Below are 25,977 nucleotides of genomic sequence, written 5' to 3'. Positions count from 1 at the left end.
CGCATTTTAAGGAAATCCACATGCCTGGTTTTGAATTATTTGGTCCTGAAGAAAAACAGGAAGTTGCTGACGTCATGGAAAATGGTTTTACTTTTCGTTATAACTTTGATCATATGCGCAACGATCGTTGGAAAACCAGAGAAATGGAGCAGCTTCTATGTGAAAAGATGAATGTTAAGCATGCGCATCTGGTTTCCAGTGGCACAGCCGCTTTACAAACAGCAATGGCCGCCGCGGGCATAGGCGCAGGTGATGAGGTCATCGTCCCACCTTTTACTTTTGTCGCCTCTGTTGAAGCCGTTTTCATGGCCGGTGCCATTCCGGTTTTTGCTGAAATCGATGAAACCTTATGTTTATCGCCAGAAGGGATTGAGGCAGCAATCACACCAAGAACCAAAGCCATTAACTTAGTCCATATGTGCGGCTCTATGGCAAAAATGGATGAAATTAAAGCCGTTTGTAAAAAACATAATTTGCTGATTTTAGAAGATGCATGCCAAGCCATTGGCGGCAGCTATAAAGGGCAAGCCTTAGGCACTATTGGTGATGTGGGCTGTTATTCTTTTGATTCTGTTAAAACGATCACTTGTGGTGAAGGCGGCGCCGTGATCACCAATCAAACCAGCATCTATGATCATGCCCATATGTTTTCCGATCATGGACATGATCATGTGGGTAATGACCGAGGTGCGGAATCTCATCCCATCATGGGCCTTAACTTTAGAATTTCAGAAATGAATTCGGCAATGGGTCTGGCTCAATTGCGTAAACTGGATAAAATCATTGATATTCAACGTAAAAATAAGTCACTGATTAAAAAAGCCATGGGTGATATTAGCGAAGTCAGTTTCCGTGAAATCCCCGATCCTGAAGGGGACTCGGCAGGCTTTTTGACCTTTATGTTACCTACTGAAGACCGCGCCATAGAGATCAATCAAAAGTTGGCAGAAAATGGTGTTGATGGATGCTTTTATTGGTACGTTAATAACTGGCACTACTTAACAAACTGGAAGCATATTCAAGAACTCAAGTCACCTGCTGCACTGCCAATTACCTTGATTGCAAACAAGCCCGACTACACCCAAGTCTCTGTGCCTAAATCCGATGCCATTATGAGCCGCACCATTTCAATGCTCATTAAATTATCTTGGACTGAAGAAGAAATTCAGAAACGTATTGAAAACATTAAAAAAGCTTTCGCCTAACCCTTTATGGATAGAGGTAGAGGGATCGCAACTTTATTCTCCCCCTCTTCTCGCCTCGACAAGTAAGAATGTCATGGAGACAATGATATGAGTTTTAAAAATTTCAAAGTCGTACCCAAAATGATTTATGGCCGCGGTTCATTTGCAGAGCTTGATAATGTCCTAAACGTTGAGCGAAAACAAGAAGATGACTATGTTGTTTTTTTAGTCGATGATGTTCATAAAGGTAAGCCACTAGAAACACGGATCCCATTAAAACCTCAAGATCTCATCATTTGGGTCAATGTCGATGATGAACCGACAACAGAGCAAATTGATAACCTGACTAAAGAAGTTCAAGCATTCAATGCTAAGCAAGCCGTCAGTGTCGTCGGGCTAGGCGGTGGCTCAACCATAGATATTGCTAAAGCTGTCTCTCTCATGCTCACCAATCCTGGAGGCTCGGCAAAATATCAAGGTTGGGATCTTATTGAGCACCCAGCGGTTCACCATGTGGGGATCCCAACCATTTCTGGCACTGGCGCAGAAGCCTCGCGCACAGCGGTACTGTGTGGTCCAGAACGAAAATTAGGCCTCAATTCTGATTATACTGTCTTTGATCAAATTATCATGGACCCAGAGTTAATCCAGGGCGTGCCCACCGACCAATGGTTTTACACTGGAATGGATTGCTATATTCATTGTATTGAATCACTCGAAGGCACATTTTTAAATGAATTTTCAAAATCATACGGTGAAAAAGCCCTTGCCCTATGCCGCGAAGTCTACCTTGATGATCATCCAGACAAAGATGACAAACTTATGATGGCCTCTTTTATGGGCGGAATGAGCATTGCTTACAGTCAAGTGGGTGCCTGTCATGCCGTCTCTTATGGTTTAGGTTATGTTTTAGGCTACCACCATGGTATTGGTAATTGCATTGCCTTTGATGTTCTAGAAGATTTCTACCCTGAAGGTGTCGCAGAATTCCGCCAAATGCTGAAAAAGCATAATGTCACATTACCCAAAGGCATTTGCAAAGACTTACCCAATGAAACCATTGACAAAATGGTAAAAGTCGCGAAAAGTATGGGGCCTTTATGGCATAATGTGTATGGTGATGGCTGGGAAGAAAAAGTCACTGACGAAATGCTAACCGCACTTTACCGTCGTATGTAACCCTTTATCATCAAAAGGCTCTCAACACCTTAAATCGGTATTGAAGATATTTTTGGGCTGCTTGCAGCCCTTCATATTTTGTAAAATAGGACAATCAATGAATGTCACTTTATTAATCCCTGCCCGCTATGGTTCCAGCCGTTTTCCAGGTAAACCATTGGCCCCCATTAATGGTAAGCCAATGATCCAACATGTCTATGAACGCGCAGCTCTCGCTAAAGGATTAAGTCAAATCTATGTCGCCACTGACGACGATAGAATTAAAGCGGCCGTTGAATCTTTTGGTGGAAAAGTCGTCATGACCCGTGCTGACGCCGCATCGGGAACCGATCGAATTGAAGATGCCATTACGCAATTAGGTCTAAAAGATGATGACTTAGTCATTAACCTTCAAGGGGATCAACCATTAATTGACCCTATTTCCATCGAACAAATCATTAGCCTCTTTCAACGCCATCCTGGCGAGTTTGCTATGGCAACACTGGGATTTGAAATCATTGAAGAACATGAACTAAACGATCCTAAACATGTCAAAATGGTGTTTGATAATGATTTTTACGCCTTGTATTTTTCTCGTGCGCGCATTCCCTTTGGTCGTGATACCGACGACTACCCCGTATATAAACACTTAGGGGTTTATGCTTATACACGCCAATTTATTTCAACTTTTGCTAAGCTGCCTTTAGGCCGTTTAGAAGATCTCGAAAAACTTGAACAATTACGCGCCTTAGAGCATGGCTACAAAATCAAAGTGGCTATCAGCGCTTTTGATTCTCCAGAGGTCGATACTCCTGAAGATATTCGCATATGTGAAGCTCGCTTAGCCGTTGATTAACGAAAATATGAGATCTCAGCACAAAAAGAAACTTGCTGAGATCTTAGGGCCGAGTCATCAATATTAAAAGGTCAGATAGCTCAGTCAAAGGTATAAATATGTCAACAATCGAAACATGGTTCATCATTATTTTAATCCTTGGGATCATCGCCAGTAATTTACTCATACTCAAATACAGTGCAAAATACAAGTTCACCCAACTTGATAAAAATCATAAAAAAACACAAAACACGCCAAGTATGAATAAAACCTCATTAGGTGGTGCCACCAGGCACAAAAAACACCATACCTTCAGTGACAAATGATCACTTTTATTGCCTATGCACTGACTCTTTCATTCAATCTTATCAATATTCCCGCAATCATTTTATTGAGCGCTTCTCTTTTCCCTCTGCCCCATCTTGCATTCCCAAAACTTAATGCCAAACTGTAACTTAAAATAACATGAGTAAAATAACATGAGTAAATATGGAAATGATGACTCGAGCAAGCGCGATTAAACGAATAAGCCTAATCATGCTTGCATTAACCTCAAGCCATGGAGCACATGCAGACATTGGCAATGCGCCACTCATAGGCGGACTGGTTAACTCTTCTGAGATATTTAAAAACCAAATCGTGTCGTCTCTGTCCTATTCAACAAAGTTTGCTCGAGACATGAGCTTATTTACAATTGGCGGCATGACATTAGAGACCTACATACTCACCTTGCCCCTTGAAGGTAAAGTTAAAAAACGGGTTATGGGTCAACTCGCTAATCCCTCCTATTCCATTCCATTAGGCTATTTTCTTTACTATTTTTATGATAGATATACCAATATTAGCTCAGGTGATGCATTCAAAAAACACCTACAAACTCAATATAGCCATCAGACATTAACGGCATTTGAACACTCTTTACTCCAATTCTCTCAACAAGCACCATTTGAACAAAAAGCAATAAACAAGCCTCACTCAAAAGGCCTTCAATTTGATAGAAAGTTAATCGCAGCTATGATCACCGTCTATGATGCACTCGTTCAAATTGATGAATGGCAAAAGATGGATAGGCTTCCAGCACACTATACTTACTTAAGTCACTCAAATGAAGACTTAGCATTAATTGCGAAAATTCAACCCATAGTGATCCGTATTCTCAAGCAAGTGACTTCAGACATGGATGAGGGGGAAACAAAACAGTCTCTGCTCAAAATCATCTCAAATGATGCTCCCAAACAAGTGTTAAAGCCCGACAATAAAGCACAAGCATTAACCATCACATTAATCGATTTCGTTCGCTTAAATGTACTCAAAGCCTACCGACAGTTTGTTTATCAAGATGAAAAGCAGCAACGCCTGAATCAATGGCTTCAAACCACATTTGATAAACAACCGAAGCAAGTCATTGCTTTTTTACAATCACAACAAAAACGCCGTATCGCGGTACAATTGACCGTTGATGGATTACAACAAGGTTTAATTCAAGGATTAATCACCCCTAATAGCCCTTTTATCGCCCACGCCTACCAACAAGATCAAAATAGATTGGCTTTAAACAGTCCAATCGCTCAAGGAAGACCTCAACATCAACCCACCATGGGTTTTTTACATAAATTGTCAGAACAAACCTATCACGATCTTCATTATTTACCCTTTTTTAAAGGTTTATATCATCAATACTCGAATTCAATCGCACAGTTCGGCATCGCCTCTACACCCACCATCAGTGTACGAAACCTCCCCATCATCAAAACGGGGGCTAAAGTTGCGGGTAAACAAGGTACAGGGATCCCCAACTTTCATTTTGTCGACAGAGATAAAGACAGAGCCTACTACTTTTTTGGTAACGATGCCCTCCAGCTTGATAAACTATTACAAGTCAATGATGTTCAAACCATGTTTGATCGTTTGATTCACCTAAAAACCCTTAACTGTAATGCTCAATATGATTGGAATGCACACACTAGCTATGATGGATTAATTAACTTAGGCACAGGAGAACAACGCCGTGATTTTGGTGAAAAGCGTTGCCTAAGGGAACTGAATGAACGTGCAAAAGTCGAGCCTATTTTAAACAAAATGCGCCAATCACTGATCGATAACATTTTAACTTACCTGCAAATATCACCATGGAGTTTCTATACGAAATTAACTCGTCAATGGAAAATTCAACAAGATATAGAAAGTTACAGCAAGCTCGATGCCAAAGGGATCCCTGATTACACCTTAGTCTACAATCCATGGCCTGATCATTTTGCGCATTTTGTTGGCCCCTTTAGCGACGAAATCATTATGCCCACTGGTGAACTCAATCGACTGGATTATTGGATAACCCAAATAGAAAAAGCCTATCGACAAGCCGGCGTTTATGATCAAACTTTATGGGGCATGGCTGGTGATCATGGTCTCGCCCCCGTCTATTATACTTTGAATCCAGAAAAACTTATCTTTCCATCCATTGAAGCCAAATTGGGCTACCCCCTTACCATCAAAAAAATCTCATCCGATGAAGGTGAAGGGCCTAAAATCACTCACGCATTAAAGCCTTCCAGTAATAAAAATAGTGATGCCGTCATCGCCTCTACCGCCGGTGGAAACTTCATGATCGATCTCTTTAATGCCCAACAAGGCTGGGCGACTCAGCCAGTCTATAAAGAGTTAATTCAATGGACGCCAATCACAGCTAAGCACACTATGAGCGTCGATATGATCGAAGAGACATTAAATGCCTTAGGCGATACGCTCGATTATATGGTCGTGCGCGAAAAAGACTGCAATGAAAATACTTGTCACATTCGGCTCATTGGAAATCGATTAGGTCAAAGGCATGATGAAGTCATCATCAATCACAATCAGCGTTTTTACTATGGTGCAATCAATGATAAAAACGCATTCACAGATCATGTTACACTTCTTGATGTTCAATCCCTTAATCCATATCAAGCCAAACCCGATAAGCAGATATTAACACGCTTAACAAAATTACGGACACTCTGTATTCTCCAAGCACTTCCAGAAGACAGCAACACATGGTGTAATGCGAAACAATGGCGAGAGCTCACTCAATGGACACCACGACCAGATTCTATCGTGCAACTGGCACAGCTTTATGCCAGTGAAAGAGCGGGCACCATTAACCTTTTTCCAAGAGAAGGGATAGGTTACAACACCAAAGTGCCAGGGCGACATGCAGGCGAAAGTTACCTAGAAAAAGATGCCTTTATTGGCTTTTGGGGGAGTCCCATAGGCTCTGATGCAATACCTCTTCTTTCGGAAGCTAATGGCTCACTGGCGCCTACATTATTTGAATATCTCACCAAAGAGCCTGTCAAAGTCGGCGAAAATGGCTGGGGCTACCCTTCTCTTTTGCATAAACTCGATATTACCATTGCCCACTAATTCAGTGCATGAATACTCATTCAAAATCAACATTCGAAAAAGTACGTGACTGTACGTAACCTGAACTCGGGATAATGAGTGTCAACAATGTAAGGTAACCCATTCAATATTAAAAGATTGAATGAAATTGGGTCATTGTTTATTTTCGGACTTGGCTTAATACTGCAATTTTTGTCGATATCAAGGCGGGATTTCGTATCTAATAGCGGGCTATTAGTAGAAAGCACAACACAGATAGGGGCAAAAATAGTACTATTAAGGGGCGCTGCTTATCCCGAGTTCAGGTTACATAACAAGTTACAGTTTAAATAAAATATCGCTTTGTTCATCATCAACTAAAATTGATCAACAAGGTTGAAATTTACAAACAAATCCCCCTATAAAGAGGCAAAATACGCTATATTTAAGCTAATTTATTGACGTAAAAGGTTTCTGATGCAAAGCACAGTATTAAATAAACAATTGCCTCATATTAATGATAAGTTGCAGTCATTATCGCCTAAACCTAGCCCCAAAGAAAAAATCTGGCATATCGTTGCCCTGATCCCTAAAGGGAAAATCAGCAGTTATGGCAAAATAGCCGATTATGCTGGCCTTCCGGGTCGAGCACGCTTCGTATCAACAGCCTTAAAGCAAGCCCCTTCTCACTTGACCCTTCCTTGGCACCGAGTGGTCAATAGCCAAGGAAAAATAGCTTTTGAAAAGCATAGCCCCGCTTTCAGGGATCAAATGCAACATTTAATCGCGGAAGGCGTATTAGTGAAAAACGGACGGATTAAATTAAGCCAGTTTGAATGGAAACCTGATATGGCCACATTAATGCTCGCAATGCCTTTCTAGCTAGGCCTTATTCATCCATTCAGCGCATAGTGTATATAAATTCTGATATTGAGATTGTTTTAAGGAGTGTTCCTTTGTTAAAAATTAAATCTTTCATCTCCGCCTTCAGTGTTATTTTTTTCAGCCAATTCACTCAGGCAGAAATCACCCCTCTCACGCCGCAAACTGCCGAATATCAAGTATATTATGGCAGTATTGAGCTGGGTAAAGCCCGTTATCAGTTATCGCCAAAGCAAGGGGATATTTATCAGTACCGTTTTGACAGTGATGTGAGCCTACTTGTGCTGTGGGATAAACGTCATATTCTCAGTGAATTCACCGCTAAAAACGGTCATTTACTCCCAATCCGCTACACACACGACAGAGAGGGCACGGGCTCAGATTATCAAGATCAAACCGTTTTTTTAAGCGATAAACAAGAAATATTCAGTCGTTACAAAGATAAAAAAACCAAACTCCCCTATAAAGAGCCGATTTATGATCCTTTAATGGCACAATTACAATTTCGCTTAGACATTAGCAAAGGAGCCAAAAATCTCGAATACAAAATGGTCAAAGAAGGAAAAATCGATGATTATAAATTTAAAGTCATAGGCCGAGAACAAATAAAAGTGATCAGCGGCATCTATGACACAGTAAAAATCGAAGTCGTTAGGGACAACAAGAAAAGGCAAACCTTTTTCTGGATGGCGCCATCGCTAGCTTATTTACCCATCAGACTGTCTCACTTTGAAAAAGGCAGTAAACAACTGGATATTCAGTTATTGAACTATCAATTTAGCCCTGAACTCAGCGCCCCGATCCAAGGTGAAAACAATAAGAACGATACAAAAATGAGCCAATTAACCTTTCCTAAATAAAAATATCTTTGATAAAAACCCGTTTAAATATCATGCCTTAAACGGGGTTTAATTAACCATTATGTTCATCGGTTCATGCTTCAGTTTTCGCAGACTGATCAATCACCACTTCCCCTTTTCTAAACAGAGTCCATTGTCCTGGACTGAGTATTCTCCACTCTTCATTATGAGTTAAAGGCCGAGTCGCAATAACGGTGACAATATCATTAGGCGTCGTTTCTTTATCAAAATCCACTACCACATCAGTATCAATCAGCTTTGCTTTACCAAATGGTGCCTTACGCGTGATATAACACAGGTTATTAGAGCAATAGTTCATTAAGAAATCACCATCACTTAAAATCATATTAAACACGCCTAACTGCCTAATTTTATCCGCTAACTTTGCAATATAACGATATACAGGTATCATATCACTTGGCTTAATAGCGCCAAACTTCTCTAAGACTTTATCTAATATCCAGCAAAAGGCTTGCTCACTATCTGTATCGCCCACAGGTAAGAAACGAGAAGATAATAACGTGTCTTCATAGCCACTTAGCTGACCATTATGGGCATAAGTCCAATATTTACCCCATAATTCACGCATAAAAGGATGAGTATTTTCTAATGCAACCCCACCTCTATTGGCTTGTCGAATGTGACTGATCACTAGCTCACTTTTAATCGGGAAGGATTTAATCATAGTTGCAATATACGATTCACTGCTTGGACAAGCATCTTTAAAAGAACGACTGCCTTTACCTTCATAAAAAGTGATCCCCCAACCATCAACATGAGGACCCGTGACTCCCCCTCTTTCCGCCAACCCTGTAAAACTAAACACGATATCAGTTGGCACATTCGCGCTCATGGCCAGCAGTTCACACATTTTACTTCACCTACTCTATACACGATAAACCTCAATTTTACGCCATTTTACCCAGTTATTGCGCCAGATTAAATAATTAAAAATAATAAATATTCAAACAAATGTTTAAAAAAGCTTGTATTACTTTTCACTAAGGTTTAAATTTTATATTATACAGGTCAGACCACGAACAATAACGGGGTCTGAATGCCAGTAACGATTAGTGACCGTTTTCAATGATGGGGTCACACTTTAAAGGAGAAAGACAGTGAATACGCTACTTTGGATTATAGCGATGATCTTAGTATTAGGTGGATTAACCTATTTACGAGTATCGTTGCTGACTGCAACACTTGGTGCTGGCATTATAATGGTGGCAGGTTCGATGATGAACATCATCTCCCCTATTGCTTGGATCGCCTTTTTTATCATAGCCTTACCTCTTAATTTAACCTCTTTTCGCAAAAATTTCATCACCCGCCCGTTATTGAAAGTATATCGCGGGATCATGCCTGAAATGTCATCAACGGAAAAAGAAGCGATTGAAGCGGGAACCACATGGTGGGAAGCGGATCTTTTTGCGGGAAACCCTAATTGGAAGAAACTGCACAATTATCCAAAAGCCACCTTATCCGCTGAAGAACAAGCTTTTATTGATGGGCCTGTTGAAACCGTTTGTGCCATGGTCAATCAACATCAAGTGTCACATCAACTTGCGGATCTTCCCGAAGAAGTTTGGCAATATTTAAAAGATAATGGCTTCTTTGCCATGATCATTAAAAAACAATATGGTGGATTAGCATTTTCTGCCTATGCACAATCGCGGGTTTTACAAAAATTAGCCGGAGTCAGTAGTGAGCTGGCCTCAACAGTGGGTGTCCCTAATTCTCTTGGTCCTGGGGAATTATTACAACATTACGGCACAGTCGAACAACAAAATCACTATTTACCCCGTCTTGCCAAAGGCCTTGAAGTCCCTTGCTTTGCATTGACCAGCCCAGAAGCAGGCTCAGATGCGGGTGCCATTCCAGATTTCGGTGTTGTCTGTAAAGGCCAATGGGAAGGTGAAGAAGTCTTAGGCATGAAACTCACGTGGAACAAGCGCTATATCACCCTTGCGCCTGTTGCCACTGTATTAGGGCTTGCCTTTAAGCTTCAAGATCCGAATGGCTTATTAGGCGACAAAAAAGAGCTTGGGATCACCTGTGCCCTTATTCCAACAGATTTAAAAGGCGTGATCACAGGTCGCCGTCACTTCCCACTCAATTGCATGTTCCAAAATGGCCCTACTCAAGGTAACGAGGTCTTTGTTCCATTAAGCTTTATTATCGGTGGCCCAGAAATGGCGGGGCAAGGTTGGCGTATGTTGGTTGAATGCTTATCCGTTGGCCGTGGTATTACACTCCCCTCCAATGCCGCAGGTGGCATTAAAACAAACGCACTAGCGACAGGGGCTTATGCTCGCATTCGCCGTCAATTTAAATTACCTATCGGTAAACTTGAAGGCATTGAAGAGCCAATGGCCCGCATCGGGGGTAATGCTTACCTGATGGATGCTGTAGCTTCATTAACGACCACAGGCATCGATTTAGGTGAAAAACCTTCTGTCATCTCAGCTATCGTTAAATACCATTTAACCGATCGAATGCAAAAAGGCATTATTGATGCTATGGATATTCATGGCGGAAAAGGTGTCTGTCTTGGCCCTAATAACTACTTAGGTCGAGGCTATCAAGCAGCCCCCATCGCCATTACCGTTGAAGGCGCTAATATTCTGACTCGCTCAATGATCATTTATGGACAAGGTGCCATTCGCTGCCACCCTTATGTTCTAGCCGAGATGAAGTCAGCTTTTGATCCCGATGCGAATAAAGGCTTAAATGACTTTGATGCTGCTATTTTTGGTCACATGGGCTTCGCAGCCAGTAACTTTGTGCGTAGCTTATGGCTAGGTTTGACCTCAAGCCGTTTCTCTAACGCGCCCTATTCTGATAAAACGAAGCGTTATTATCAGCACATGAACCGTTTTAGTGCTAACTTAGCCTTGCTTTCTGACTTAGCGATGGCCACATTAGGCGGTAACTTAAAACGTAAAGAACGTATTTCGGCTCGCCTAGGAGACTTATTAAGCCAGCTGTATTTAACGTCTGCCACGCTTAAGCGTTATCAAGATGACGGCCGTAAAACAGAAGATTTGCCCCTTGTTCAATGGGCAGTTGAAGATTCATTGCATAAACTGCAAACGTCTCTAGATGAATTACTGGATAACTTCCCTATGGGACTAGGCCGTGTTTTACGTTTCGTGATCTTTCCCTTTGGACGCCCGATCACCCGCCCAAGTGATGTGCTTGATGGAAAAGTCGCTGCCATTATGCAAACGCCCGGTGCAAGTCGTGATCGTTTAGGTAATGGCCAATATTTTGCCGCCCATGAAAATAATCCCATTGGTATGCAAGAAGAAGCCTTTAAAGATCTTCTGGCCGCAGAACCTTTGTTTGATAAAGTCTGTAAAGCAGCCAATAAACGTTTACCTTTCATGTGGCTTGATAAAGTGGCGGCAGAAGGGAAAACCTTAGGTGTATTAACTGATGATGAAGTCGCACTATTAGAAAAAGCAGAAATAGGACGAATGAAGTCTATTAATGTCGATGATTTTTCACCTGAGGAGTTACAAGCTCAAATGACAGCAAAAAAGCATCATGAGCAAGCAGCTTAAGCCGCTTTCATACTTATCTTAACATTAAAAAGGAGACGCAATATGCGCCTCCTTTTTCATCAATCAACATCACAACTCAATCTATTTTAATTTATACCATCAATAGACATTGACTCTAGTCGCTTAACTCTTCAGGCTAATTATTGAACATTAATGGTGTAGTCTTCGACTTCTCCCCAACTAAAGGCTTCACATGCAGCAACTGACGAGTTCCACTGCATAGACACTCTCATTACTGTCTGGCCCGTCATTGCAGTCGTAGGCACTGTTAATAGTCCTGTTATTGCATTTGAGCCAGTACCATTGAAGAGCTCCTCTCCTGCATCATCAAAGTCACCATCTTGATTTAAATCAACCCAAATAAACCAATTCTCAGTATAAGATGCACCAGAATACCCCGGTGTTAATACCATAGCGTATCCAGTGCCTTTAGTTATATCAATCACTTGCCCTCTAAAGTCAGAATAACCACTGGCCCCAGAGCTATGATTAAAGCTTCCCACACTGACACCACTTATCCACTCATAATTATTTGAACCACCTGATACTGCACAATAATCCAATGTTGAAGAAACGCTAATACTTTGCATCACTGAATGAGAACGGTCATCAGCATCCGTGACTGTCAAACCCACTTGGTACACACCCGGATCGGCATAAGTATGAACAGGATTTTGTATTACATCACTATTTCCATCACCAAAATCCCACGCCCAAGTGGTAATATTGCCATTTGGACTGGTACTTGTATCCATAAAACTCACGGTTAAAAACGCTTTACTAAACTCAAAATTTGCCACTGGCTCATCAGGCAACACTAAATCAATTCCCACAACCGCAAACGCATCACGCACATCAGTCGCAGGATAATCAAAATTCGGGTTCGTCTCTTTCAGCGCTATAGCGGCATCTAAAATACCTTCAGCTCCTTGTTGGAAATTGGTCAGTGGCCCCCAGTAATCTAAATTGGCTTTCACCCAAAGATCAAAAGCTTTACGAGTATCCCAACCTGGTGTCGTGGCCAAATGATAAAAAGCTCGATTAAAAACCCCACTGGAATAGTGCACATTTAATCCATCATAATAGTCATCCACATGCCCAATAGAGCGACCATCCAATGTAGGATCGGCAAAATAGCGCAGCGCCCCCGTTGCCGCTTTAAAAATATCCGCTCCCACTAAAAAATCATTGGTGCCTTTCATATAAAACTCGGCCGCATCCCCTGAAATATCAGAAAATGATTCATTAATTCCCCCAGGCTGATTCGAATATTGTAAATTCGAATTTTGCTCGGTCACGCCATGGCTCACTTCATGAGCAGAAACATCGAGCGACGTTAATGGATAGAAGGTATTCCTCCCATCACCAAAAGTCATGGAAGAACCATTCCAAAATGCATTCTCATAATCATTGGAATAATGGACTCTCATGATTAATTGAAAAGTGAGTGGCGCGGTTTGATACCAATCGTTAAACATATCAAACACCACTCCACCAAAGAAGTGAGCATCATTAAGTGGAGAATAAGCCCCATTGATTTCTTTTTTGGTATTTTCATAGCAACCAAACTCGTATACTGAGGTGCCTGATGTACCATGATTTAAATCAACGGTTTTGACATTGGTGTTTTGCATTTGGCAAGTGCTACCATCAAGATCAGCAATATCAAAAGTAGGAAAATCCGTACCATAATGATATTGACCCACTTTTTCATTACCGCCTGGGCCTGTACCATTCGCAAAAGCCAAAGCATCATAAGTCTCTATCATATCTCCCGTTATCGCATCGATAATATAAGTGGGCCGAGTGGGATTGCCTCCCTTGACTGAGTCAGCAAAGAAGGAGATAAAAATAGCCAATTTAGCTTGATTTCTTTCATTTAAATAAATCACTTTCTCACTAATAATATTCTCAAAAACCCAGTCTTTCACTAGAGGATTTTGGGCTTTCAATGCATTTTGCTGCTTTATCAGCACTTTTTTAGGCTGTATTTTATTGCTTAGTATACTTTGAGTACTGATATCTTTTTCAATACCTTTAAGCAATGCCCCGTGAAGCGCGACCACTTGCTGAGACTCATCTGATGTCACTAACACATGGTGCCCCCAAACAGGGATCCCTTGATATAGCTGACGATAGCGAGTATGGGTCATATTCGCTGATGTGATCCGTTGTTTTAATAATTCAAGACCGTCATTATCATTGAAGTTAAGTAAACTTCTCAAATCATTTTTATCGGTATTAATACCTAATAATTGAGTCTGGTTATTACGTAAATCAAGCTGAGTCGCTGAAAAAGTAATCGAAGGTAGAAAAGAAAATAGTCCTAAAATTGAACAAGAGATGATACTTTTTTTAAACATTTAAATATCCTTATAAGTGTAAGTTGAAAAATGATCACCATCAAGATAAATCACACATACCACTCATTATTATGAATATAAAACTGTACTATTATTCAAAATTAACGACTAACAATGATATGCCTTTTCATCACCATGAATTAAATGACTTAAACATTTCCATAAAGCTCAATACTTATACAACAAGCGTACTGCTTTATAATATGTCTTACATCACATCAGTATTTCGATCTAAGGCTAGTACAGGGAATAAACTTGTCAAACATAAAACATTAACTTTTGCTAATGTATGAAAAATTCAATAAAAATCATGCTAATAAAAAATCACTGCGATTATTGATAACCATAAGAACAACCATAAAGTATTAGATTAAAAATCAAGATTTTCATTATATCGAACCCTTTATTTTAAGTATTACCATAACAAAATCACTCACTAAAAATTTTAATCACTTAAATAATATATTAAATATCAAAGTGCGAATTAAATAAATTATTGAGTACTAATTTAAGATGAGATATAAATAAGAAAATATAAAAAAGAAAAAAGAAAAAAGAAAAAAATTAAAAACAATGAAATAATAATCAATAATCAATAATCAATAATCAATAATCAATAATCAAGTATCACTCCCAGCAAGGGGGCATGTTGCTGAGCACCATACACATCTGTGTCTCCTTTACTACCTGAAGATTGAGTGCGATTAATCACTATTTTGATCGCCTTAGCAGGTTCAAAATAAATAATTGATTTCACCTCATCAACAGAAATATTGTATAAACGAGCAATTAACGCATTGTTTATCTGCTGCGAGCGCTTTAATTGTTCATAATCTTCTCTATCATTAAAAATAATATCAAACGTCAACTCAAAAGGGCTACAGTTTTTAGAGCGGATCACCTTAGCAAGCTCAGTCAGTGTCTTTTTCATCAATTCATCACCTTCAATTTAAAAAAGGAACGCTCTTGCATTTCAATTAAATGATACATTGAAAAAACATAAACAGGCCCAGCGCTTAAGTCAGAGGGAGAAAAAGGAAAGGCCAAATTTCCTGCTGTCGCAATGCGATTTGGGTAGCCATAATGCAATAATGTCGAACGGGTTAAACTGCAAATACTATCGGCAATACTTTGTTCTTTCGCAACCACTTCAATAACCACACCTAATTCATGGGCTTGACTGGCTTTTACAGGTTCTTGCTGCCCCATGACAGCATTTTTACCATAGACATGAAAATCAACAAACCCCTCTATGTGATCTTCTTTCATCCTAACAAACATTTTGTCTTTGATGGTCGCTAATATTTCATCTATTTCGGCAATCATAATAGGATCGCGAATACCTGCAATGCTCACCGTCCGATAACCTTGCAATCGCGCCGCCTCTAATTTCACACGATAAACCTCATCTTTTACAAAACGGCTTCCTGTCACACGCACTTGCCCATAGGCTAATGCTCTAAACTGAACCTGGGTTAAATCTAAGCTTCCCCCAGGACCGGGTAACACATAAGGGTTCGATTTTTCATACAAGGTATGGGCAGCCACAGAATCTTCAGTAAAGTGTCTTACATCACTGCATGGAACAAGAGTAAAACCCGATTGATCAATCACCCCGACCACACAATCTGAGCCCGAACCCGGCGTTGCGGCAATAGCCGCACATTCTAAAATTTTCCCCATATGAATGGCTAAGCCCGCATCAAAACCTCTTTTTATAGGTAAAGCGGCAAATACAGCGGGATCATAGGCTCTTCCCGCTAAAATAATCTGACAACCCGCATCAAGGGCCTCAATAAATGGCTCTGTTCCCATTTGAGCGACAATGGATGTGGACGCTTGCACATCTTCTGCTAATAATGGGGTTAACCCCGCCAATGGGGTCACTTTATTATCATTCATTGCATCAATGACAAGCTGCTTGTCAATATCGGCAGAAATCACTCCAATTTTTGCTGTTAAGCCTTGCTCAACAAGCAATTCTTGCACAATATTCAAGGTCCAGTCGAGGTGAGCTTTGGCACCCGATCCTCCAGAAGATCCCACAATCACTGGAATAGCCGCTTTTATGCCTGCCGTTATCATGTGCAATAAATCCCGTTTCACGGCTGCCCTATCCGTAAAAGATTTTCCTGAGCCTAAATAAAAAGGGCCGGGATCCACCGAGCCTGCATCAACGGCAATAACATCAGGCTTCATGGCCATACCGCGCTCAAAAGAAGCTAATGGAAAACCATAGCCTAAAATGGCTGTTGGGGATAATACGGTCATTTTATCAAGCATCATCACTACCCGTGTTTTTTTTCTAAAGCTTAGTCAGCAAGCGTAAAAAGTCCAACCACAGCCAATGAAACAGCTCATTAGCCCCAATCCTCCTCTAAATGCGAATGACTTTCACCTCACTATTCATTTACGATAATTGATGTAAAAAAATGGAATTTTTATCAGAGTAACTCATATATAGTTCATTTTTTTAATGACTTAGGAAGGTATTAGCCATGCCAACATCAATACCAGCGACACCAACATCAACCACGGATCCCGTCCATCTGCAACTGAAGAATAATCACGGCAAAGCCGTTGATGTCTATGTAAAATCCGTTGAGCAACAACAATTTTATGAAAAAATCTGGAACACCATTAAAGACTGGTTCTCCGGCGTCAACCGAGGCGTTGCTATGGGCTATTATACTGTTTTAACCAATACCACTGACTTTAAGCAAAGCGTCGATGCACTAAAGGGAATGAAAGGTGAATGTTCAGCCTATTTCCAACAATACTTTGAAATAAAACCGAATATTGACAAAGGGATCGTTAGTTTTAACATTGACAACCAGACAATAAAAACACTTAATCTCTTTGAGATCATGCAAGATGCTAGCAATAAAAAGATACTCCTCAGTGAAGTGTCAGATCCAAAAATAAAAGAGGCATTAACGGCCTATTTAGCACGGGATCTCATCACACAGAAGCATAGTACATTTGACAATCATATTATCAACAAGCAGGACAATACAGTAAACGATGTACTCGACATCGACATGCCAATATCACCTAAGGGTACACAAGGAACGAATATTCCATTACTCAATGATAATAAAACACACAATCAAAATAAAACAAGGCATCAAGATACAAACAACCAAGCTAAAAACGATCAAGAACACAAACAAGAAGCGATGAAAAAACCTCATCTTGAAGTCGCTCAAGATCAGAATACCGCCACATTTTTGATGAATGAAAAGGCACAATCAAGACTTAAATTAGCCCTTAGTAATGAGAACACAAGATCACAACCAAAGGCTAAAACACTAGAACTCACTTCTACCCAGCCAAAACACAAAACCACAGAGGCAATGCTCGATACTCTTCAACCAATCGAAGCGAAAAAGATCGCTCCCAATGCTTTTCATCATGTCGAGCAAAAATTGTTAGATCAGATTGTGAGTCAAATGACAAAATCCGGTTATAGACAAGAATATTTTGATATGCTAACAGATATCATACAGGGCAAGCATATCACTCAACATATTTATGCATTAAACGAAGAAATGGCCCGATATACCTTCTCATTTGATCTCAAAGAAACAAAAACGGGTTTTAACATCACTGTATTTGATAAGCAAAATGGCCGCACTAGGACATTAGTATCTCATGACGACAGCACATTTTTAACACGCTCACCACAGTTTGCTCAAGAAAATATCATACACATAGCCGATCGCATGAAAAACAATGAGGTCTTCACACCTCAAGATAAACAAGCCTATGAAAAACAAATGCAAGATCTGCGCAAAGAAGGTTATCAATTAACCAGCGCTGAGAAGCAAACCCAACTATTAACCTTAATGAAAAACCCGCATGAAAAACTTTTGTTAGCTCAGGCCTATCACGGAACAACAACACGAGCAGAAATTCAACATATTGCCCTCTTTGACGACTTTTACAATAAACGACTCGCCATAGACAATAACGAATACACACAGTTAACACAAACTCGCGCCAACAAAGATGGTCTCGTTAGCGTCATTTATAATAAAGCGGACAAAAAGACCCCCATATTTAACTTCCCAGCCTTTGCCAGTTATTATGAGCAGCACCCAAAAGTACCAGAGGGAACTGAGATTTGGCAAGAGTACCAAGACGGCCAATTAACAAATTGGAGTTACGGTTTTTTATTAAGTCGTATCATGCAAAATGTGAATTGTACAGCACTCGTCAATGACATAGAAGTTGAGCACTTATACACAGACACACAACTTCACAAGATCAAAGATACCCTAGTATCCCTTGCCGACAAGCATAACTACCCTCTTGAATTAAGCATACATAAAATTGATATTTCTAAAGGGGTTAATAACACTAATCTTGATACCTTGACTCAAACAGAAGACAATGTCATTCATCTTAAACAGACAGTTAAGCTATCTGAATTACTGACAAAAAAGTACGCCAGCTCTGAATCATTTAATCTAGACGACAAAGAACAACTCATTGAAAATCTAAATGCATTACAAGATCATATCAACATCTACCAAGTTAAAGTCGGTGCAATTTTTAACGATCTCGACCAAAATAAAGTCATGAACCTTTCACTGGCCGACGATCGTTATGTCCTTGTAGCAAAAGATGATGCCGCATTGGCTCACATTCAAGCCTATTTCGACGATGATGACAGCGATAGTGATTATGATGACAGTGTTTATGAGAGTGACGATGAATAATCAAACACTTGATGGGTTAATGTCCCCCCATTTAACAGATCAATTTTCTTAACAAGAATAGAGGTTCTGAACTATTAGATCCATAGCCGCATCTATAGCTCAGAACCTATTTATACCCGTGATACAGTCACGGGTATATTTCCTAAAATAGGTTAGTCACTTAATCGACAACCCATCTATGATGAAAACCGTCATACGAGCTCATCATAAGCGATAGCGCCATCAAAGTTCGGCAATTTTATTTAAAATGCGTTTTTCCGAAATAGGGCAAGCAGTGCCCAATATTTGCGCAAAACACGATACGCGATATTCTTCAATCATCCACCGCGCCTCCACTAAGACCTCAGGTACAGGCATGTTTTTTGGCAGCTTGGCCAATTGAGTATCCAGCTGCGCTTGCACTTTACTGATGCTGTGCATATGCAATCTGTCTCGATTGGGATCCACGGGTAATTTCTCTAACCGCTTTTCAATGGCCTTTAAATACCGCAACACATCAGGCAGACGCTGCCAACCACAGCTTTGGACAAAACCTTTAAACACCAGCTTATCAAGCTGAGCATGGATATCACTCATGGCAAAAGCAATATCGAGACTGATTTTTCCCTTTAAGCGTTTCTTCACTTGTTGGTATAACGTCAAAATGGCTTCCACATCCAGTGAAATCTTCTCCGCCGTGGGATTGAGCTCTTGTCGAACCCAATCTTTCGCGGCATTAAAACTGGCCTCGTCACGAATATCGAGCTGTTTTTCATCCAATAGACGCTGCACGGCTGCCGATAAAATGTCATCGATTAGCACTTGTACTTGTCCAAAAGGATTAAAGTACATGGCCAATTTGGCCTTATTGGGCAAACTCTTTTGCAAATATTTTACCGGAGAGGGAATATTAAGCAGTAATAAGGTTTTAAGACCCGCCAAATGGGCTTTATCCGCCTCATGCTCATTATCAAATAATTTAATGGATACACTGGCTTTATGGGCTACTAACGCCGGAAACGCTTTGACTTCAAAATGACCTTTACGCTGCTGATATTGCTTAGGTAAATCGCCAAATGACCAAGTCGTCAGCGCATCTTGCTCAATGCCCGCATCGGCCACTTGACGAATAGCTTGAGAAACTTGCCCTTGCATGCTGTCTTTGAGTGGCAATAAATTCCGCCCTTGTGCCAATAATTCGCCTTTATTGCCTTCAATCTTAAAGTTCACTTGTAAATGTTGGCTCAGCTGAGACACATCAAAATCCGTCGGCGCGATCCTAACGCCACTCATGCGTAATAACTGCTTACACATGGCATCAACTAAGGGTAATTCAAAGGGCGTCATGGCCTGAACACAAGCCTGCGCGTAATCGGGTGCAGGCACAAAATTACGCCTTAAAGTTTTAGGCAAGGAGCGGATCAGCGCCACCACTTTTTCTTCACGTAAACCGGGCACTTGCCAGTCAAAATCACTGTCATCAACTTGGTTAATCAGAGCCACGGGAATGTGCACCGACACGCCATCATCATTGGCGGATGGCTCAAAATGATAACTCACCTGTAGCTGCAAATTACCTTTTTGCCAACGCTCTGGAAAATCCAATGCCGACACATGACTGTCACTGCGCTGCATCAAACTATCACGCTCAAAATTCAGTAAGTTGGGCGCTTGTTGTTGCGCTTTTTTCCACCAGCGGTGAAAAGAGGCCGCGTTATAAATGGCATCGGGCACTTTAGCTTGATAAAAGTCCACTAACACTTGCTCATCCACCAAAATATCTCGGCGACGAGATTTATGCTCCAATGACTCAATATCAAGCAATAATTTTTGATTATTGATGAAAAAGGCCTCTTTTGTTCGCAATTGCCCTTCTGCCAAGGCGCTACGAATAAAAATATTTCGAGCTTCTGCAGGATCAACAGGCCCATACTGGATCTTGCGACGATTCACTATCGTTAAACCATACAAGACTTGATTTTCAAAAGCCATCACACTGCCCTGCTTGGCTTCAAAATGAGGCTCAAAATAGTGCTTTTTTACTAAATGTTGGGCCAAGGGCACAATCCACTCGGGTTGAATTTTCGCGCAACAGCGAGCAAATAAACGGGACGTTTCAGTCAGCTCTGCCGCCATCACCCATTTAGGGCCTTTTTTAGCCAGTGGTGAGCCGGGAAACACAAAAAACTTACGATTACGAGCACCAAGGTACTCTTTGTCTTTATCTTTAAAGCCAATATGACTGAGCAAGCCTGTTAGCAGCGATCGATGTAATAGCTCGTAATTAATCTCTTCATTGACCGTATTGAGTGTCCATTTCAAATCATGAGTCGCTTGCTTTAATTGTGCATACAAGTCTTGCCACTCACGAACCCGCATGTAAGCCAAGAATTCTTTCTTACACTGTTTTCTAAACTGATTACTGCTGTATTGTTTTTGACTGGTTTTAATAAAATCCCACAAATTGAGCCAAGCAATAAAATCCGAGTCACTATCAATAAAACGTTGATGGGCCTGATCCGCGGCTTGCTGTTTATCCATTGGCCGTTCACGAGGATCTTGAATAGACAAGGCCGAGGCGATCACTAGCACTTCATGCAAACAAGCGTTTTTATTCCCTTCGATCACCATACGGGCTAAGCGGGGGTCCACCGGAATGTGTGCCAATTGCTTACCCAAAGGCGTCAATTTGAGCCCTTGCTTGTGTTTATCTACCGCCTCCAATTCTTCAAGTAATAAAAAACCATCACGAATGTAACGGGGATCTGGCGCTTGAATAAAGGGAAAATGCTCAATATCCCCAAGTCCAATGGCCAACATTTTCAAAATCACTGACGCTAAGTTAGTGCGCAAAATCTCGGGATCGGTAAATTCTGGGCGATTATTAAAATCCTCTTCACTGTACAAACGAATACAGATCCCCTCCGCCACACGACCACAACGCCCTTGACGTTGATTCGCGCTCGCCTGTGAAATGGCTTCAATAGGCAAACGTTGAACTTTAGTGCGGTAACTGTAACGACTAATGCGTGCAAATCCGGGATCAATCACATAACGTATCCCAGGAACCGTTAACGAGGTTTCTGCCACGTTAGTGGCCAATACAATGCGTCGCCCCACGTGGCTGTTAAAGACTTTAGACTGCTCGCCATAGGATAATCTGGCATACAAGGGCAAAATTTCGGTGTCTCGATATTGACGCTTATTAAGCTGCTCAGCCACATCACGAATTTCACGCTCACCGCTTAAGAAAATAAGAATATCCCCTAAGCCTTCGTTAACCAGCTCATCGGTGGCGGCAAAAATACCATCCATCATATCCATGTCGGTATCATCATTCGACACCAAGGGCCGATAACGGGTCTCCACCGGATAAGTGCGTCCAGAAACTTCAATAACAGGTGCATCATTAAAATGCTTTGAAAAACGCTTAACATCAATGGTGGCTGAGGTCACAATCACTTTCAAATCGGGACGTTTTTTCAATACTTTTTTCAAGTACCCCAAAATAAAATCAATGTTTAAACTGCGCTCATGGGCCTCATCGATAATAATAGCGTCATATTGATCGAGAAACTTATCGGAAGTCAGCTCCGCCAATAAAATACCATCTGTCATGAGTTTTATATATGACTCGGGCTGAATGGCATCGGCAAAACGTACTTTAAAACCCACAGCTTCACCCAAAGGGGTTTTCATTTCTTCAGCAATACGCGTCGCCACACTGCGAGCGGCTAATCGTCTGGGCTGAGTATGACCTATAAGTCCGCGAGTACCTAAGCCCAAATCCAAACAAATTTTAGGCAGCTGAGTGGTTTTACCCGATCCCGTCTCCCCCGCCACAATCACCACTTGATTTGCGGCAATCGCCGCGGCAATTTCTTCACGCTTTTGGGAAATGGGCAGATTTTCGGGGTAATTAATCTTAGGTCGATTAGCGAGACGTTGCTCGACTTTTTCCCGCGATTTTAGAGCCTGCTCGGTCAGCCTTTCAAGTTCTTCATGCTTTTTGGCTACTGCTTGCGGGTTTGATGCTGTATCATCAATCTTGTCTTTTCCTTGCTGCGCCTTTACATGCTTATGGTTTCTCTTCTTATCAGAAGAATGAGCGGGTTTATTCAATCGAAATAAACGCTTTCTAATACGAGCCGCATCTGCCTGAAAACAAGTTTTTAAAAATGCCGATGACAATGGATGAGGCATTTTCATTTGAGTATCATTTATCTGAGTACTGGCGGCATTTATCTCAGTACTGGCATTTGTTTGAGAACTGGCATTCTCTTTTGAAGAAGGCACATCATCTGCCCCCGTCTGCTTATATGAAGCAAGATCGTCTGATACATCAGAATGCGTGTCAGCAGCATGATCTGTTTTACGCCCAGAAATAGCGCCAGAATGAGGGTTCAAATGCGAAGTCAAATCAAAAGTCCATAACCAAAATCAAAGGCGGCGATTTTAACAAGAAATCAAAGTGTTTGATAGTCACAAAGGTGGTGAAGAGTTTCAAATAGCGATTCAAACCTCTTTAACCATAAAAAAATGAATGCAGTTATATTTTAAGGTTAAGAACATGCAGCTTACCTAATGATGTAGTAATAAAGTCTAGATTGGAAACAAAAAACCATTCTATTAGCTAGTCTTGATTCGCACTTAAGACTGACGACGACAATACATTACTTTTCTATATTGTCAGAGTGTATCATTCGATATTATAACCAGTCAGACGATATCAATGTAATAATGTAATGAAGACTGGCTGAAAAACCTGTTGTGCTCATTGATTGTTTCTAATCTATTAGAAACATAGCAGTCACTCAAGGGGACACCATTTATGTTGAAAAGCATAATTAGATTTTTTTCATATAAAGTTGAAAAAATTCAGAACATGGAACAACTTGACGAATGTGAAGCTTTAATCAACAAATCATTTGGCCGAGTGATGAGGTTTGATATTGAGTCTATAGAAAAAGAAAAAGCCTCTTCCAATATTTGCCATTTTTCTTGCAGAAATAAAAATGGTCAAGTGGTAGGCGTTGTCAAACTCGTAGAGGCAAAATATTTACTTAAATCAAAAAAACTAATGGTAGAGTACAGGATTAATGAGTTACCTCGGGAAATATTACCCAATATCTTCATAGTGGTAGGATTTTGTGTCGATCCATCTGAAGCTAAATATCTTATCGTTACTAAATTGATAATGGCGGTCTATCAATTCATGATAATGAATGGAAAGGTAATGGCTGTTGCGTTAATAAAGCCTATGTTATATTGGTATGCATTAAAACGAGGTTTTAGGCCTTTTTCCTATCTAAATGTAAAGAAAGAAAATAATGGTCATAGAGTACCTATGGCGCTATTTACTTACAATCCCAATTATATTTTTTTTAAGTTAGTCTTATTTTTCTCAAGACTTAAAAAAACAAAAAAGTTAAGTGTTAATTTAATAAGTTTAGTAAAGAAAATAGAAAGTAATGAGTGCAGCGATTTGTTTAAAAAAATAAACCATAAGGATTTACCTTCTGAAAAATTAAAAGATACTTTATTCCATGGTGTATCAGAAAAATCAGTTAATAATTTTTTTTCCAACTCTGTAGTGGTAAATTACCAAAAAGGAGACTTGATTATAAAAAAAGGGGAAAAGTATGAACGCTGCAGCTATTTTGTTTTAAACGGTTTTGTACTTGTAAGTGAGAATGGTCAAGTTAAAGAAATAATAATGGAAGGTCATTTTTTTGGAAAAACCTTCTTTTTACGAAAGAATCCTATAGATGCAGATCTTATTGCTGGTTGTGATAATGTTAAAATAGGCATTGTAAGTCTAAATGCCTTAAATAATATTACCAACAAAGATGATTTAATTAGAATATGGAGAAACACTTCTATGAGTTTACCTTTAAATATCCGTAGCAATAAATATTGCAGTCAAGGAGAACAAAGCAATGGATGAAGCAAACACTATTTTATCTTATTGGTTCTATGATAATTATCGTTTAGATATACTGAGAAAATTAATCACAAAACAAAAGCCTTGGTGGTTTAATTCTACATCACAGATTGATGATGAAATTATTGAAAAATTCTCTAGCATGCTAGACATGGAAAATGATGGTAAATACGATGATTGGATTTATTGTAAACATAAAAACCTTGCTTATATTATTTTATTTGATCAATTTCCTAGACATATGTTTAGAAATAAAGCCGAGGCTTTTTCTTTTGATAAAAAAGCCCTATATGCCTGTATGTGTGGCTTGAATAATGGATTTGATAAGCATTTAAATACCTTCCAAAAATATTTTTTCTACTTGCCATTAATGCATAGTGAAAATAAATATATTCAAATGCTTTCAAAGGTCTACTATGATAAATTGATTAGTGGTTTTTTGTTTCCACCCAAAGCAAAACAGTTTGTCAGAAAATTTGTATATCGGCATAAAGAAATCATTGATCGATTTGGTCGTTACCCGCATCGCAACGAGGCACTAGGTAGGCTCTCATCTGCTGAAGAGCTGGCATTTTTAAAGGAGCCAATGTCGTCATTTTAAACATGATGATGGCCAATATCCAGAATCTAAGAATTAAATACCCATACCAAGTGCTAGGGCTTTTTCCTTCAATTTAATCAATTCGTCAAACTGGCTTCACCTTGTCTATTACTCTTTTAGGGAGATACGAAGTAACGGGAAGGTAATTTCGCGTACAGTATTGATAGAAGTTACCTTGGGGCCTATTCCAAATAACTCGACTGAGTTATTCACATAAGAGTTTGGCTGACATTTAAACATTGGTCTTATGGCTATCTATGCAAAATATTTGGCAATTTCTATTCGCACTCTATCCCATAAGTTAACTTTACCTGATTGCTCGTAAAAAACAGCGCCATGTGAATTGCCACTATTTGTTTTCATCGAAGCAAAATGTGCATCAAACTTATTAATTTCATACACCTTAACGCTATAATCTCTAAAAACGTCAATATCTACTGGCTCATACCTTAAAGATCCCCTCATATTTTTATTCTAAATAATCCCGAAGACATTGCGATAAATAAGATGGTTCTTCATATAAC

17 protein-coding genes are annotated in these 25,977 nt (G+C 40.1%); 11 read left to right on the top strand and 6 right to left on the bottom strand.

Annotated elements, in window-relative coordinates; genetic code table 11:
* Positions 1-20: 20 nt before the first annotated feature.
* The 7 genes from kdnA to Q0791_RS14565 all read left to right on the top strand — a co-directional run bounded on the left by kdnA (position 21) and on the right by Q0791_RS14565 (position 8,276).
* Positions 21-1,205, top strand: a complete 1,185-nt coding sequence (gene kdnA / locus Q0791_RS14595) for an 8-amino-3,8-dideoxy-alpha-D-manno-octulosonate transaminase KdnA (RefSeq protein ID WP_299007784.1) — start codon at positions 21-23, stop codon at positions 1,203-1,205.
* A gap of 87 nt (positions 1,206-1,292) precedes the next feature.
* On the top strand, positions 1,293-2,363 hold the full coding sequence (kdnB, locus tag Q0791_RS14590) for a 3-deoxy-alpha-D-manno-octulosonate 8-oxidase KdnB (RefSeq protein ID WP_299007781.1): 1,071 nt from the start codon (positions 1,293-1,295) through the stop codon (positions 2,361-2,363).
* A 97-nt stretch (positions 2,364-2,460) separates the two neighbouring features.
* Complete coding sequence (kdsB, locus tag Q0791_RS14585) at positions 2,461-3,198, top strand: 8-amino-3,8-dideoxy-manno-octulosonate cytidylyltransferase KdsB (protein WP_299007779.1); 738 nt, start codon at positions 2,461-2,463, stop codon at positions 3,196-3,198.
* Positions 3,199-3,296: 98 nt separating this feature from the next.
* Positions 3,297-3,503, top strand: coding sequence for a DUF2897 family protein (locus Q0791_RS14580; protein ID WP_299007777.1), 207 nt, complete (start codon positions 3,297-3,299; stop codon positions 3,501-3,503).
* A 163-nt stretch (positions 3,504-3,666) separates the two neighbouring features.
* Complete coding sequence (locus Q0791_RS14575) at positions 3,667-6,576, top strand: alkaline phosphatase family protein (RefSeq protein ID WP_299007775.1); 2,910 nt, start codon at positions 3,667-3,669, stop codon at positions 6,574-6,576.
* Positions 6,577-7,011: 435 nt separating this feature from the next.
* Entirely contained in the window at positions 7,012-7,416 is a 405-nt protein-coding gene (locus Q0791_RS14570) for an MGMT family protein (RefSeq protein ID WP_299007772.1), read from the top strand.
* A gap of 95 nt (positions 7,417-7,511) precedes the next feature.
* Positions 7,512-8,276, top strand: a complete 765-nt coding sequence (locus tag Q0791_RS14565; protein ID WP_299007819.1) for a DUF3108 domain-containing protein — start codon at positions 7,512-7,514, stop codon at positions 8,274-8,276.
* A 73-nt stretch (positions 8,277-8,349) separates the two neighbouring features.
* On the opposite strand, the gene Q0791_RS14560 is transcribed toward Q0791_RS14565, so the two are convergent.
* Positions 8,350-9,147: a class II glutamine amidotransferase gene (locus Q0791_RS14560; RefSeq protein WP_299007769.1), complete on the bottom strand. Its 798-nt coding sequence runs from the start codon at positions 9,145-9,147 to the stop codon at positions 8,350-8,352.
* A gap of 247 nt (positions 9,148-9,394) precedes the next feature.
* Between Q0791_RS14560 and fadE the strand changes: the two genes are divergently transcribed.
* Positions 9,395-11,842 (top strand): acyl-CoA dehydrogenase FadE, encoded by a 2,448-nt coding sequence (gene fadE / locus Q0791_RS14555; RefSeq protein WP_299007766.1) that lies wholly within the window; start codon positions 9,395-9,397, stop codon positions 11,840-11,842.
* A gap of 140 nt (positions 11,843-11,982) precedes the next feature.
* Here fadE and Q0791_RS14550 read toward each other — a convergent pair whose 3' ends face one another.
* The 3 genes from Q0791_RS14550 to Q0791_RS14540 form a co-directional block, all read right to left on the bottom strand.
* The gene (locus tag Q0791_RS14550; RefSeq protein WP_299007763.1) at positions 11,983-14,205 is read right to left on the bottom strand and encodes a M4 family metallopeptidase; all 2,223 of its coding nucleotides are present in this window, start codon (positions 14,203-14,205) and stop codon (positions 11,983-11,985) included.
* A 613-nt stretch (positions 14,206-14,818) separates the two neighbouring features.
* Positions 14,819-15,136, bottom strand: coding sequence for a DUF4387 domain-containing protein (locus Q0791_RS14545; protein ID WP_299007760.1), 318 nt, complete (start codon positions 15,134-15,136; stop codon positions 14,819-14,821).
* The gene (locus Q0791_RS14540) at positions 15,136-16,491 is read right to left on the bottom strand and encodes an acyclic terpene utilization AtuA family protein (RefSeq protein ID WP_299007757.1); all 1,356 of its coding nucleotides are present in this window, start codon (positions 16,489-16,491) and stop codon (positions 15,136-15,138) included. Before Q0791_RS14540 ends, Q0791_RS14545 begins: the two co-directional genes overlap by 1 nt.
* 212 nt (positions 16,492-16,703) lie before the next feature.
* On the opposite strand from Q0791_RS14540, the gene Q0791_RS14535 reads away from it, so the two are divergent.
* Complete coding sequence (locus Q0791_RS14535; RefSeq protein WP_299007754.1) at positions 16,704-18,929, top strand: hypothetical protein; 2,226 nt, start codon at positions 16,704-16,706, stop codon at positions 18,927-18,929.
* 222 nt (positions 18,930-19,151) lie between these two features.
* On the opposite strand, the gene hrpA is transcribed toward Q0791_RS14535, so the two are convergent.
* The gene (gene hrpA / locus Q0791_RS14530) at positions 19,152-23,117 is read right to left on the bottom strand and encodes an ATP-dependent RNA helicase HrpA (RefSeq protein ID WP_299007815.1); all 3,966 of its coding nucleotides are present in this window, start codon (positions 23,115-23,117) and stop codon (positions 19,152-19,154) included.
* Between the two features lie 622 nt (positions 23,118-23,739).
* Here hrpA and Q0791_RS14525 point away from each other — a divergent pair.
* Together Q0791_RS14525 and Q0791_RS14520 are read left to right on the top strand one after the other, a co-directional pair.
* Positions 23,740-24,855 carry a cyclic nucleotide-binding domain-containing protein gene (locus Q0791_RS14525; RefSeq protein ID WP_299007751.1) on the top strand — a complete coding sequence of 372 codons (1,116 nt, stop codon included), beginning with the start codon at positions 23,740-23,742 and terminating at the stop codon, positions 24,853-24,855.
* Entirely contained in the window at positions 24,848-25,453 is a 606-nt protein-coding gene (locus Q0791_RS14520; RefSeq protein ID WP_299007749.1) for a DUF924 family protein, read from the top strand. Before Q0791_RS14525 ends, Q0791_RS14520 begins: the two co-directional genes overlap by 8 nt.
* A gap of 255 nt (positions 25,454-25,708) precedes the next feature.
* On the opposite strand, the gene Q0791_RS14515 is transcribed toward Q0791_RS14520, so the two are convergent.
* A complete protein-coding gene (locus Q0791_RS14515; RefSeq protein WP_299007748.1) occupies positions 25,709-25,918 on the bottom strand; it encodes a hypothetical protein in 210 nt (69 codons plus the stop codon).
* Positions 25,919-25,977: the final 59 nt, after the last annotated feature.

The sequence above is a fragment of the uncultured Shewanella sp. genome (genome assembly GCF_947495455.1).
GTDB lineage: Bacteria > Pseudomonadota > Gammaproteobacteria > Enterobacterales > Shewanellaceae > Shewanella.
The sequence above is the reverse complement of the archived record's forward strand: the minus strand, read 5'-3'. Positions and strand labels throughout refer to the sequence as shown.